This window comes from Spirosoma arboris (assembly GCF_009754945.1).
GTDB classification, from domain to species: domain Bacteria; phylum Bacteroidota; class Bacteroidia; order Cytophagales; family Spirosomataceae; genus Spirosoma; species Spirosoma arboris.
The window spans coordinates 135,137-147,958 of record NZ_WPIN01000006.1 but is presented as its reverse complement, the minus strand read 5'-3'; the positions used below and the strand labels follow the sequence as shown (position 1 = coordinate 147,958).

The window sequence follows — 12,822 nt, the reverse complement described above, 5'->3', positions numbered from 1 at the left end:
CGTGAAATCTCCGTTTCTCCGTTTGTTTAAGCCTCTTTTATTCAAATTCCCATTTGCTTACCCAAGGGTCGTGAGTTTGTTTCTGGAATCGCTTTAGTTTGGTTTGCATCCGCGTCAGCGTTTCCCGATAACGTGGATTACTAGCCAGATTATGCACCTCATCGGGGTCAGTTTCGAGGTCATATAACTCAAAGCGTGGGCGATGCAGATAAGCCTCCACGGTTCGTTTTCCGTAAACTTTCTGCTTCGTTCGAAGAATGTCCTGCCAGGTAAATGAATTGTACAGGTCAAGCGCCATCGGGTACGGCAACGCGTGGGCAATATTGAAAATCAACTTATAACGTCGTTCGCGGACTACGCGCATGGGATAGTACATCGTTACTTCATGGAGTGAGTGTGACGCATAGACTTCATCCCAGCCCGTAACACCTTCCTGTTCAATAATAGCTTTAAACGAACGGCCCTGCTTCCGTACTTTACTAGTTTCAATTCCAGCAAATTCCAGAAGTGTGGGCGTTATATCGACCCACGAAACCAATGCATCCTGCACGAAACCGGGCTTGTTAGGTTTCGGTAATTTCACTAGCAAAGGCAAGCGCATACCCGGTTCGTACAGATTCGTTTTCGAACCCGGAAACGGAGCACCATTATCCGACAGATAAATAATCAGCGTGTTGTCATACTGATCTGTCTCTTTCAGATACTCGACCAACCGACCAATGCCCTGATCAAGCCGACTGATAGCCTCATAATACTGCGCCAGTTCGGCTCGACTGGCTTTAGTATCGGACATGTAAGGCGGCACCCTAACTTCACGGGGTTGATAGAAATGATCGCCCACCTGCGGATACCCACCGGGTTTATTCCCAAACAGATTTGGTTTCGATCCATCGAAAATAGGTGTGCCATCAGGGGCTACACTATTGCTGCGGTGTGGATCATCGGTCGCGAAATACAGAAAAAAAGGTTTATCTGATTTCTCCTCCAGAAACGAGTAGCATTTCCGCGCCATCTCCACCGGGCTTCGCCCAATCGAAGCTGGATCATTCACGCCACCCGCTCCCAGTACTTTTTGGAAATGGTACACTTGCTCGGGCGCTACATGCAGTTTTCCGATTCGTGCGGTTCGATAACCTGCCTGTTCCAGTAAAACGGGGAGCGATCGCACGGTATCGAACGAGCTGAAATGATGTACCTGATGCTCCAGCCCATACATGCCATTAGCATGATTATGCAGGCCCGTCAGCAACACCGACCGACTGGGACTGCAACTGGCTGTGGTGCAGAATGCATTCGAGAACCGGGTTCCATCTGAGGCCAGCTGGTCGATATGGGGCGTTCGGACAGTTGGTGATGGCGTGTTCTTATCTCCGTAACAGCCGACAGCTTCACGGCCATGATCGTCGGAAACGATCAACACAATATTGGGGCGCTTATCAAGCAGTTGCTGTACTGGCAGATCAGGCTGTTGTCTTGTGCTTATCTCAGTAGCCTCCGGTTGAAAAAGCGCGTAAAAGCCGATCAGGAAGCTAGTAGACAGACCGCTGAGCGTATAATTCATAACAATAGGCAGCTTTGGAAATAGTATTGTTTTATCACCTCTAATTATGCAACTGTTTAAACTTTATGGAAAGTTCGCACCTCAAAATTCACATGACTTTAGGGATTTTCCATAAAGTTTAAACAGCTTCCATGGTAAATATCGATAACAGAGTAATAGCAATTATTTCCGATCAACCCGGAATCCGCAAGGATGAAATAACCCTTGAGTCCTCTTTTTATGGAGGATTTAGGAACAGACGATCTCGGTGTAGTAGAGCTGATCGTATACAACGAATGGGAAGCTATTTTTTCATCCAATGCAACCAATGGAAACGAATTTGGGACGGATAGAAACGCAGCCTAATGGCTCAGGCTGCACCTTTGTCCTATCATGAAACTAGTTTAAACATTAGTCAACTTACTACCTACTGAACAACTGCGAACACAGAGGCTACTTACCGATTCTTTTAACACGCAAACCATTTATTCAATCATGTCAAAAGTAAACATACACACCAATCACGGCCTCATCACGCTTGAGCTATTTCCAGAGAAGGCACCGATCACGGTTGCCAATTTTGAAAATTATGTCAGAAAAGGCCATTATAACGGAACTATCTTCCATCGGGTAATCAATGACTTTATGATTCAAGGCGGTGGATTTGAACCCGGTATGAAGCAAAAAGAAGATCTCGATGCGCCGATCAAAAACGAGGCAGGTAATGGTCTTACCAACCAAAAATATACAATAGCGATGGCCCGCACTCCGGACCCGCATTCGGCCACTGCCCAGTTTTTTATTAATGTGAGCAATAACAAGTTTATGAACTTTACAGCGGAAACTCCTCAAGGCTACGGTTATGCAGTATTTGGCAACGTTGTGGATGGCTATGACGTTGTAGACGCGATCAAATGCGTAAGAACAGGTGCCAAAGGTATGCATCAGGATGTGCCCATCTCGGATGTTTTAATCGAAAAGATCGAAATTATCTAAGCTTGCTCTGTTGGAATTTATGAAAGCCAATGGGCTAGACAAAGTAAAAGGGGCCTAATCTGAACACCTCTCCGTTTTGGGAAACTAGTAGGACGCCAACACCGCCAAACGAAGCGTTATGAGTGGGCAACAACTATATGGCTTCAGAACTGACACATCATGTATCGGATGCGTCTTTTGACAACGATGTGCTTCGTGCCGAGTATCCGGTTTTGGTATACTATTGGGCAGAATGGAGCGGCCCTTGTAAAATGATGGCACCTATGTTTGATGAGGTAGCCGAAACATATAATGGGCGCTTGAAAATAGCAAAGCTCAATATCGACCACAACGAGGATACCCCACCCAGATGGGGCGTAAAGGGCATTCCTACAGTAATGATTTTTATGAACGGGCGAGTTGAGGCTACCAAAACAGGGGCGTTTTCAAAATCGCAACTGATGGCGTTTATAGATGTCAATATTTGACACGTAATAGCCGGATATCACGGCGTTCTTTCCTATCCTATCGTGGCTCTTTTCACGAATGGCTGGAGACATTAAACCTGTTTAAACTTTCCCTAAAGGCCGGAGCGGGGCTATTTCTAAATGCCGACCCCGACTTTGATTCGGCTGATTTTGTCGCAGCTTGTAATCAAGAAGACATCATTGCGAATATCAAGCCAAACACTCGAAATTCAGCCAATGCAGCACCTAACTTAGCGGAAAGGGGTACCCATGTTTTTGATGATCAACTTTATCAGGGTCGTTCCCGACCGGTTTGACCATAGTGGGGCAGACCATAACAGGCAATGGTTATACAAATGGAGAAGATGATACGGCAGTTGTAACACTCCGAGCGCAATAAGCAGCTACAAAACAAAGAAGGCTCCATCGTAACGGAGCCTTCTTCATTTCAGTCGTTTATTCTTTTCGGAGAATCTCTTCCAGAAATGCCCGAAACTTATCAGCGAATTCGGGGCGTTTGAGGGCAAATTCAACGGTTGTTTTCAGAAAATCGAGCTTGTTTCCAATGTCATGGCGCTTCCCTTCAATACGGTGTGCATAGAGGTTTTCCCGTTTCAGCAACAGCAACATCGCATCGGTTAATTGAATCTCGTTGTTCTTACCTGCCGGAGTTTGTTCCAGCATCGCGAAGATTTCGGGAGTTAGAATATACCGACCCGCAATGGCTAAGTTCGACGGTGCATCTTGGACATTGGGCTTCTCGACCAACGTATTCAATTCCATAATCCGGTCGCTTAATGCCTTTCCACCCACAATACCATAGCGATTTACTTTATCGTGAGGTACTTCTTCAACCGCAATGATCGAACCGCCATACTGAGCATAGGTGTCAATCAACTGCTGAGTTACGGGAATGACCGAATCCATAATGGTATCGCCAAGCAGCACAGCAAATGGCTCATTGCCAACATGGTGGCGTGCATACCGAATGGCATCGCCCAGCCCGTTCAGTTCGCGCTGACGAACGTAGTGCAGGTTGGCCATATCAGAGAGTCGACGCATCTCATCCAGCAAAAACTGATCTTCCTTTTCCTCAAGCCGGGTCTCGAGTTCGTGATTCCGATCGAAGTGATCTTCAATCGCCCGTTTACCTTTACCCGTAATAATCAGAATATCTTCGATACCCGAATCAACGGCCTCCTGCACCACATACTGAATGGTGGGGCGGTCAATAATGGGCAACATTTCTTTAGGTTGCGCCTTGGTGGCAGGCAGAAACCGGGTTCCAAATCCGGCAGCGGGGATAACGGCTTTTTTGATCATGATAGGAGGTGAAGTAGGTGGAGTGAGTGGAGTGGGTGAAGTTATTATCAACTCACTTACTTCACTCACTCCACCTACTTCACTATTTTTAAACTACATAAGGCTTAATAACGCGGGCATTAATTTTCTTCAATTCAACAAATAGGCGATTCAACATCGCATCATCGCGGTAGAGGCCGATGATCGAGCCTCCCGAACCGGTGAACGAAGCTGAAGCCCCGCAGGATCGAGCGGTTTCAATCATTTTCCGGTTTCGATCACTGATGTTATAAATCTGAGAGCGCAGATCGAAATTACGATTCACAAGTTCGTTCAGTCCCTTCGTATCCTGCCTGAGCAACGCTTCGCGTCCCTGGCGAGCCACATCGGCAATCGAATTCATGGTTTCGATCACCGTAGGGTCACCCTTGAGCCACCGCGACCGGACATCGTTATGCACTTGCCCCGACTGTTTACCCAGATCGGTATTATACGCAATGTACAGTTTTGGAAGCAGGCGCGGATCAAGCGGTTCATATTGACCATACCCCTGACGCTCAAGGGTAGCCCGGTCGAAATCCATGTACACGCAGCCTTCATAGCACTGAATGACCCGATCCTGTAAACCAGCCGTAATACCCAGTTCTTCAGCTTCGGTGGCCAGTACCAGATTCGGCAATATGGGTTGAGGAATTTCAACGCCATAGAACTGCATAAGCGCCCTGAACGTAGCGACAATAATGGCACTGGAACCCGACAAACCAACCTGCCGGGGAATTGATGTATTGTAGCGAATCGAGAAATTCTGATTAGGGAGTCGAATCTGTTCGGCTTCACAATATTCGGCGAACTTCTTGATGGCCGCTTTCAGCAACGGAACGCCCCCATGATAGCCGAGCATGCTTACCGAATCGCGCAGGTGGTGTAAGCTTCTGAATACGTTCGTATCCTGCGGCTGCGGTTCAATATGCAGTTCGGGTGATGGATAGAGCGTTACAGACGCTCCAAAATTGCGGACGGTAATGGCGATTGTCTTGCCAAAAAAGCCGTCAGACGGGTTGCCGAGCATCCCCGCTCGGGCATAGGCACGGGTTTCGATGAGCAAAATAAAAAGCGGACTTAATATCCGCAGGCTTAGCTAAACAATTAAACGACAAGTTTACGAAAGATTCCGTAGCATAAGTTACTAAACGTAGATTCTATGAATTGTATTGATTCTATGGACAGGAAACTCCTGATTGTCATTAACTAAAAAAGCGACCAGGAAATGATCCGGTCGCTTTTTTAAAGAGATAATCGTGTGGTTTAGTCTACTTTATTTTTCTCCACATCTGTCTTGTCCTTCCCGCTATAACCCACATTATGCGGATCATAACCCTTATTTGGATCGTCGCCCTCTTCCAGATAGGTGGCATCGGCCCGGTGAAGCAGTGCATCGTCAGACGGATTTTCGGCCACTTCGCTTAGTTTCTTAGCGGCTTCGTCGCTCATCATATGCCCTTTAGGGACTTCAGAGATAGTATCGGCGTCAACGTCCCACTCCTGAAAACCGCCAAGGCTTGCCACTTGTGCATCAATTGGTCGACTTCCACTGAGGTTGGCCTCGCGGCTATCGTGCGTCATAATCATATTGTCGCTATCCATATCCATACCCGACGTCGAATCTTTGTAGACATTGGTACCAACACCTTCCGATTCGTGCCCATAATCGGACGTACCGTGCTGGTTAGGATCTTTTGAATAGTATTCAGGATCAATTTTATCTGGGTCGAATGGTGATGTAGTTGCCATAACGTTAAGTGTTTTTTTACTATAACCAGAAATGGCAATGGGTTGTTTTTTTGCGTGGATAGCGTGGAGCAGGGTGCGCGGTGCAGGGAAGACTGACTGAAGCTTAATTTTGTGGACTACCGTGCTCCGTGCTCCCTGCTCCACGCATTTTCAACTCCTCCAGCAATTGGTCATTCGTTTGTTGGAGTAAGGCAACCCGCTCGTTGAGTTGAAAAAGTAGGAACTCAACATTTCGTAGTCGCTCTTCGGTTGTGATAGCCGCCGAAGGTGAATTAAGTGTCTTAAACATGAGGCCTTCACCACTCAATAACCAGTCACCATTAACCTGCGGATACGCCACTAATATTTTCTCGAGTGTGTCATAGCGCGGCTTCAACCGGCCGTGCAAAATGTGATATATTTTTTCGCCCCGATTCTCACCCAACTGCCGGGAAAATTCGAGCACACTAATATTTAGCGAATCAATTAATTGTTGAAGGCGCAGGTGTATCATTTTTTTTAGGAGTGAGGAATTAAGATCGAGAAGTTAGGAGTAAGAATGGCTATCGCGTGCGTGTTGGTATATCAGCTACTCTCAATACGACCGTCTCAATCCTAACCCTTAAAAATTACACATTACCCTGTAAATAAACGGCAATTTTCTTTTAGAATGGCTTTGCTTATTACACAAAAGTATGTATATTTAAACCTGTAAACAGAGCCCCTAAAAAGGCAAAAGGGACCGCAAAACGGGTCCCCTGCTTGAACAGTAAACAACAAATACTAATGAACACACAAAACAAAAGCCAAATCGAGACAAATCAAAGCGATAGCGCTCCGAAACTGGATCAAAAAATTCATGAGTTGACCGCCGAAGTGGTTAATAATAGTGTTGTACGACGCTATAAATACCTCGAAGGACACCCTCGCCAGTATCGATTCGACGCCAAAGAAGGTGTGTTCAATATTAACGGCACCGAGAAACTGGGCCGTACACTGACCTTCCAACCCATAGCCTGGCGAATTTTTACGGATAATATCCTGAATATGGGCACCAAAAACTGGGCAGAAATTTTCTTTATCGACGACAAAAACTGTGTGTCGGCGCTGCTATTTCATGGGTATTCTGTCGATAATATTTTCCGTCTGATTGAACCGCTCTACTACGATGACCTGACTCTGGCCGATGTGGTTATCACGGCCGTTGCCGAAAAGAAAGAATACACCAAAGTGCAACCTAAAGGTGTGTATTACATTGCTACGTTCTCTTACAAGATTGGCGATGTGCAAAAAACAGCTGAACTGAAACAGTTTGCTCAAGAGGTAAAAATCTTCCGGCAGGAAACGCTTACCGATATCGCTAACATCAAAACAGCGATGAACTACTACAACCCCTTCGTCAATCTGGCCGATGAGCCGGAATTGTTATCGGCGGGTTAATTAAGTGGAGTGGGTGAAGTAGGCGAAAGTGAGTGGAATAAGTGGAGTAGGTGTACTAGTTTCGCTGACTACACCCACTCCACTTATTCCACTCACTTTCGCCTACTTCACCCACTCCACTATGTTCACATACGGCACTAATTACACTCATTTTATGATGACTTCCCTTATTCCGATACAACCAGTTCAGCCACTCATTACATCCGGCGATTTTTACCGGGCACTGCCGCGCGTGTCGAATTCTGACTTAACGCGCCTGAAAGAAGAGCATCTGGGCTACTGGTCGGCACCATCGACACGATTTATAGCCGAAAAGACGAAGGTATTTGGCCGGGCGTTTCACCAACATTTGCTTGAACCTGAAACTGTCGGCACCGTGCTATCGCAGTTCCTTCCCGATATGATCGACTCATCGAATCGAGTCGCGGAGAATGGACTGGCACCTGCTCAGGCGAAGCAGCTACAGGCACTAATGAAACCCATTCGGCAGGACGCCTTTTGTCGCCGGTATCTGCGTCAGTCGGAGCGGGAGCGTATTGTGCTGTCAACGGAACCCACGACGGGTATAGCCTGCAAAGCACGCTTAGATATGGTATACACCAGTCCCAAACGTCGGAACGCGCTGATTATCGACTTAAAAACGACCTCAGCCCGGACGCAGGCGCAATTTCTGGAATCATGTTATACCTATGATTACGATCGACAGGCCGCTTTTTATGTAGACAATCTGCGTCATGCCGACAACGGTGAATGGGACACGACCCGCCAGTTTCGGTTCGTGTTTGTTGGCGTCATGAAACAGAAACCCTATAAACTCTTCGCTGTCGATGCTACGTCCATTCCGGGCTTCCTCGACTACGGTCGAAAGAAGTACCGTTTCTGGCTTCGTAAATGGCAGGAAGAACAAGCACAACCAGAGCTTGTACCTTCTGCATGGAGTATGAGTGCGTAATCTGTTTCAGGTTCAAGGTTTCATGTTTCAGTACTTAACATGGAACCTTGAACCTGAAACCTGAAACATAAGAATCATGAACGCTTCCATAATAACTCTCACGCCTACTCAACTCAATTTCAACTGGGGCACCGACGGACTGGTGCTTTGGATTGAGGAACTGGACAGCATAGATAGTCTTGCCGAGCAAATGAGTGAGGTAATGGATCGAATTGCCTTCGCCATCGAATTACAAACGGGTTGGGACCATCGCACGGATGGCGATACATTACACCCGCTTTACGGCTACCGGCTGTTGTTACGAAACGCATCGGGTTGCTGGAACGCTATTCAGACCGACGAGACAGGTCATTTTGCAAGCCTGATTCCGCTCAAAGAAATGGATTATGAACAGGCTTACGACAAAGTGATGTGGCTTGATTAAGGGAGTTGTAAGTTGGTAAGTAGCAAGGGAGTAAGTGCTGGCGCAAAAAGTAATATACAGGCGTCATCCACTTACTCCCTTGCTACTTACCAACTTACAACTAATCTTTTCCTCCACGCAACCTTTTGGGTTTGGTTTACATCTTTAGTCAAAAGTCAAACACAAATTCAGAAAGGACACATGAAAACCTTCGTTACCTCCCTCCTGCTCGCCCTTGTTGCGCTGGCACCTACGCTAGCTCAATCAACCATTGATGCGAAAGACATTATAGCTAAAATCAATCGTAAAGAAGCCGTTTCGTACCAGAACGTAACCATTACGGGTGAACTAGACCTAACCAACCTGGCGAACCGGAAAGAAGTACGGGAAGGCAGTTGGAAAGGCGACTCTCGCGAATACTTAAGCGTAGTTGAAGTGCCACTGACATTCAAAAACTGCACATTCAAAGGGAAGTTTCTGGCTTATCACACCGACGATCAGGATGGCAAACGGCTTTTCAATACGAACAATATCGTTTACAACGCCGATTTTACAGAAGCTGTAACTATTGACGGCTGCAAGTTTGAAGACGATGCCACCTTCAAATATTCATTATTCAGTCAGCGGGCTATTTTTACCAACAATAGATTCGGTGAGGAGGCCCTCTTCAAGTATACCAAATTCCGCAATGCGGCTGATTTCAGCAATTCAACTTTCCGAGGTTATGCCGATTTTAAATACACCAAGTTCGATGAGTCGTCTTCCTTCGAGAAAGCAACGTTTGAGCGGTCTGCCGATTTCAAATACACCAAATTTGATGAAGTAACTAATTTTCAGAAGGCTCGCTTCTCAGGCAATGCCGACTTCAAATACACGCACCTTCCACGGGGCACTAATTTCGACGAAGTTCGCTTTGAAGGTTCTACCGACTTCAAATACACCACCCTCGACGGTCGGAAATTTTCGCCAAGCCGGTAGTTAACTTAGTGGAGTAAGTGAAAGTGGGTGGAGTAAGTGTACTAGTTTCGCTAACTACACTTACTCCACCCACTTTCACTTACTCCACTAATTAACCATTTCCCAACTTGCGTGTTTATCAGAACGTTACCACCAACCACTCAACGTTTTGAAACGCACGACCAAAATTCTGATCGCAGTAATCATTCTATTGGTTATTGCCCGTTTACTATTGCCGTATTTCGTGCTTCGATATGTCAATAAGACACTGGCCGACATGAGCGGCTATACTGGACATGTCGAAGATATTGATATTCAACTCATTCGGGGTGCTTACCAGCTCGATAATCTTCGCATTCGAAAAGTTAACGGCAAGATTAAAGAGCCATTTCTGTTTATTCCCAAAACTGATCTTTCAGTTGAGTGGAAGTCATTACTAAAAGGCAAATTAGTTAGTGAAGTCGAGTGTTACGAGCCTGAAATCAACTTCGCGTTTAGTAAAAATGAAGCCAGCAACCAAACCGGCGCCGAAGTCGATTGGACAGCTTACCTGAAAAAATTATTGCCCATTAACATTAACCGGTTTGCGGTTGTAAACGGTAAAGTAAACCTGACCAGTCTGGTCACCCAACCCCGCGCTGACTTATCGATGCAGCGATTTCAGGGGGAAATTCGAAATATTCGTAACGTTGAAGATAAGAATAAGTTACTGCCTTCGCCGGTGACAGCCTCTGGCGACGTATTAGGTTATGGCGGCACCATGAACTTTTCGGCCAATATGAATTTGCTGAAGGTTGTTCCAGATTTTGATTACAACCTTCGATTCAGTGACCTCCAGCTAGTCAAGCTTAATACACTTGCCCGTCAATACGCCAATCTCGACTTCAACCAAGGCACTGTAAGTGTGTATAGTGAGATGGCCATGGTGGACAAAAAGCTCAATGGCTATATCAAACCTCTTACCAAGGGCATGCAGATCTTCAAATTGAACGAGCATGACAATCGATCAGTAGGTCGCTTTTTTACAGAACTTATTGCACAGGTTGGTACAGATGTCCTTAAAAACCAGAAACACGATCAAGTTGCTACCCGTATTCCGTTAAACGGCACCGTCGATAATATTGAAACGGCTGTCTGGCCAACTATTTTCGGTATTCTGCGCAACGCATATATTCAGGCTTTTCGCGGAGAGTTTGATAATAATATTACCGTAAAAGACGCATTCAAAGGCCTTAAAGACGATTACAAAGCCAAACGAGCCGAGAAGAAAACCGAACGAAAAGAAAAGCGAGCCGAGCGAAAAGCCGAACGGAAGGAAAAACGGGAAGAACGAAAGGCGGAACGTCAGAAGAAAAAATAGGTCAGTTTTTTTGTGGCGTCGGTTATAAGTAACCGACGCCACAGATTCTATCGAACGGTATCAACGCGGGTAGCTCCTCCCCGACGTAATGAATCGGGCGCCAGTCGCCGTTGCTTACGATTTTTAGGCACGATTGTGTCTGTCGTAGATTGCATCTTCGGGTTTCCACTCTTGCTATTTTTCTTTAGTTTAGGCTGAGATGGAGTAGGCTGGCGTGTATCTGTCGTTGACGTTGATTGCTGAATGTCCGGGGACTGAGCGCTTTGGGCAACTGTACTCATACAAATGAGGCCGCCCAGTAGACTAGTGAACAAAAAGATCCGTTTCATACTATCGTTGAGTTTATATCCTTATGTAACGATCCTGAGCAGGATTCGGTTACGATTGTTTTCGACAGGATTAACAGGATAAGACAGGATTTTAGCACAGAAGTTCTATCTTATCTTGGTAATCCTGTCGAAAAATAGGGAATCAAGTCGTGTGGAATTTTATCGGTTTCTGCATCTGTTGACTAAGCAGCCACCAACCTATGTTTCTGAAACTGTTTCGTAAGACCAAGCCCGACCGCCATCGCAGCGATGCTGCCGACTATGTGGCAGCTTATCGCTCCACGGGCGATCTGGCCATTCTGGGAGAACTCTATGAACAGCATATGGAACTGATTTATGCGGTTTGTTACAATTACCTGCGCGATGAAGATGAGGCTAAAGATGCCGTCATGAACCTGTTTGAGCAGCTAGTAAATGACCTGCGTCGCCACGAAGTGCAACAGTTTGGCCCCTGGCTACATAGCGTGGCCCGCAATTACTGCCTGATGCAACTACGTAAGAATCAGGCTCATCCCAAAACAGAGTTAGTGACCAATGCCACAGGTGAAGTAGAAGATGAACCCTTACTAAGGTTGCGGAGTGACGAAACGGATACGCTGGAGCTGGAGGAAGATCTCAGCCGCATGGAAGCCTGTCTAAAAACACTTCCAGTCGAGCAGCAAACCTGCCTGACCTTGTTTTACCTGGAACGAAAAAGTTACACCGAAGTATCCGACCTGACAGGCTATGACCTAAAACAGGTGAAAAGTTATTTGCAAAATGGTCGGCGAAATTTGAAAATTTGTATGAGTAAATAAGGCTTATGAACGACCAACTGACATTCGAAGAGTTAAGGGCTTATCAGTCCGGTCGGCTGAGCGGGCCAGCGCGACACCGTGTCGAGCGATTGTTGCTGGAAAATCCATTTTATGCCGATGCACTGGCGGGTCTGGAGGCCATGCAACAAACCGCCAGCGATGTTGCCAATGGTTCAATGACCGAGCAAATAGCGGATTTGCGCAATACGCTACACCAGCGTATTCATGAATCTGCCAATCGGAAACGACTCTGGCCACTCTGGATCGCTACAACCACGGCTGCCATTCTGTTTATGCTGGCGATGGCCATCTATTTTATTTTCTTTGCCCCTAAATATCCAGTCAAACCGAAGCCAATCACTCCGTCAAAAACGACTGTATTTCAGCCTAAATCTGCCAGTTCGATAGACCAGCAAGCGATTATTTATAGAGCTGCCTGAGCCAGTTCATCAGGCAGCTTTTTCTGAATAAAATGATGGAAGTCTTTCACTAATATAAAACATTTGCCGAAGCTCAGACGTTAACCGGGC

General features: G+C 46.3%; 16 protein-coding genes. 10 read left to right on the top strand and 6 right to left on the bottom strand.

Going from position 1 to position 12,822, the window contains the following annotated elements; genetic code table 11:
• Positions 1-37: 37 nt before the first annotated feature.
• Positions 38-1,561, bottom strand: a complete 1,524-nt coding sequence (locus GO755_RS17665; RefSeq protein ID WP_157586517.1) for a sulfatase family protein — start codon at positions 1,559-1,561, stop codon at positions 38-40.
• 219 nt (positions 1,562-1,780) lie between these two features.
• Here GO755_RS17665 and GO755_RS41840 point away from each other — a divergent pair, with 219 nt between their 5' ends.
• From GO755_RS41840 to trxA, 3 genes are all read left to right on the top strand, one after another.
• A complete protein-coding gene (locus GO755_RS41840) occupies positions 1,781-1,906 on the top strand; it encodes a hypothetical protein (RefSeq protein WP_262887009.1) in 126 nt (41 codons plus the stop codon).
• Positions 1,907-2,035: 129 nt separating this feature from the next.
• Positions 2,036-2,536 carry a peptidylprolyl isomerase gene (locus tag GO755_RS17660; protein ID WP_157586516.1) on the top strand — a complete coding sequence of 167 codons (501 nt, stop codon included), beginning with the start codon at positions 2,036-2,038 and terminating at the stop codon, positions 2,534-2,536.
• A 137-nt stretch (positions 2,537-2,673) separates the two neighbouring features.
• Positions 2,674-3,003, top strand: a complete 330-nt coding sequence (trxA, locus tag GO755_RS17655) for a thioredoxin TrxA (protein WP_157586515.1) — start codon at positions 2,674-2,676, stop codon at positions 3,001-3,003.
• Positions 3,004-3,438: 435 nt separating this feature from the next.
• Here the strand turns inward: trxA and galU are convergent, their stop codons facing one another.
• From galU to GO755_RS17635, 4 genes are all read right to left on the bottom strand, one after another.
• Entirely contained in the window at positions 3,439-4,305 is an 867-nt protein-coding gene (gene galU / locus GO755_RS17650) for a UTP--glucose-1-phosphate uridylyltransferase GalU (protein WP_157586514.1), read from the bottom strand.
• A gap of 88 nt (positions 4,306-4,393) precedes the next feature.
• Entirely contained in the window at positions 4,394-5,389 is a 996-nt protein-coding gene (locus tag GO755_RS17645) for a mevalonate kinase family protein (RefSeq protein WP_157586513.1), read from the bottom strand.
• A 200-nt stretch (positions 5,390-5,589) separates the two neighbouring features.
• Positions 5,590-6,075 carry a hypothetical protein gene (locus GO755_RS17640; protein WP_157586512.1) on the bottom strand — a complete coding sequence of 162 codons (486 nt, stop codon included), beginning with the start codon at positions 6,073-6,075 and terminating at the stop codon, positions 5,590-5,592.
• A gap of 103 nt (positions 6,076-6,178) precedes the next feature.
• Positions 6,179-6,568: an XRE family transcriptional regulator gene (locus tag GO755_RS17635; protein ID WP_157586511.1), complete on the bottom strand. Its 390-nt coding sequence runs from the start codon at positions 6,566-6,568 to the stop codon at positions 6,179-6,181.
• Between the two features lie 272 nt (positions 6,569-6,840).
• Between GO755_RS17635 and GO755_RS17630 the strand changes: the two genes are divergently transcribed.
• The 5 genes from GO755_RS17630 (at position 6,841) to GO755_RS17610 (ending at position 11,166) form a co-directional block, all read left to right on the top strand.
• The gene (locus GO755_RS17630; protein ID WP_157586510.1) at positions 6,841-7,494 is read left to right on the top strand and encodes a hypothetical protein; all 654 of its coding nucleotides are present in this window, start codon (positions 6,841-6,843) and stop codon (positions 7,492-7,494) included.
• Between the two features lie 154 nt (positions 7,495-7,648).
• The gene (locus tag GO755_RS17625; protein ID WP_157586509.1) at positions 7,649-8,446 is read left to right on the top strand and encodes a PD-(D/E)XK nuclease-like domain-containing protein; all 798 of its coding nucleotides are present in this window, start codon (positions 7,649-7,651) and stop codon (positions 8,444-8,446) included.
• Between the two features lie 76 nt (positions 8,447-8,522).
• Positions 8,523-8,870, top strand: a complete 348-nt coding sequence (locus GO755_RS17620) for a hypothetical protein (protein WP_157586508.1) — start codon at positions 8,523-8,525, stop codon at positions 8,868-8,870.
• A gap of 180 nt (positions 8,871-9,050) precedes the next feature.
• Positions 9,051-9,827 carry a pentapeptide repeat-containing protein gene (locus tag GO755_RS17615; RefSeq protein ID WP_157586507.1) on the top strand — a complete coding sequence of 259 codons (777 nt, stop codon included), beginning with the start codon at positions 9,051-9,053 and terminating at the stop codon, positions 9,825-9,827.
• 148 nt (positions 9,828-9,975) lie between these two features.
• Entirely contained in the window at positions 9,976-11,166 is a 1,191-nt protein-coding gene (locus GO755_RS17610; RefSeq protein ID WP_157586506.1) for an AsmA family protein, read from the top strand.
• A gap of 47 nt (positions 11,167-11,213) precedes the next feature.
• Here the strand turns inward: GO755_RS17610 and GO755_RS17605 are convergent, their stop codons facing one another.
• Entirely contained in the window at positions 11,214-11,495 is a 282-nt protein-coding gene (locus tag GO755_RS17605; RefSeq protein ID WP_157586505.1) for a hypothetical protein, read from the bottom strand.
• Between the two features lie 200 nt (positions 11,496-11,695).
• Here GO755_RS17605 and GO755_RS17600 point away from each other — a divergent pair, with 200 nt between their 5' ends.
• On the top strand, positions 11,696-12,292 hold the full coding sequence (locus GO755_RS17600; RefSeq protein WP_157586504.1) for an RNA polymerase sigma factor: 597 nt from the start codon (positions 11,696-11,698) through the stop codon (positions 12,290-12,292).
• A gap of 5 nt (positions 12,293-12,297) precedes the next feature.
• A complete protein-coding gene (locus GO755_RS17595; protein ID WP_157586503.1) occupies positions 12,298-12,732 on the top strand; it encodes an anti-sigma factor in 435 nt (144 codons plus the stop codon).
• Positions 12,733-12,822 lie beyond the last annotated feature (90 nt).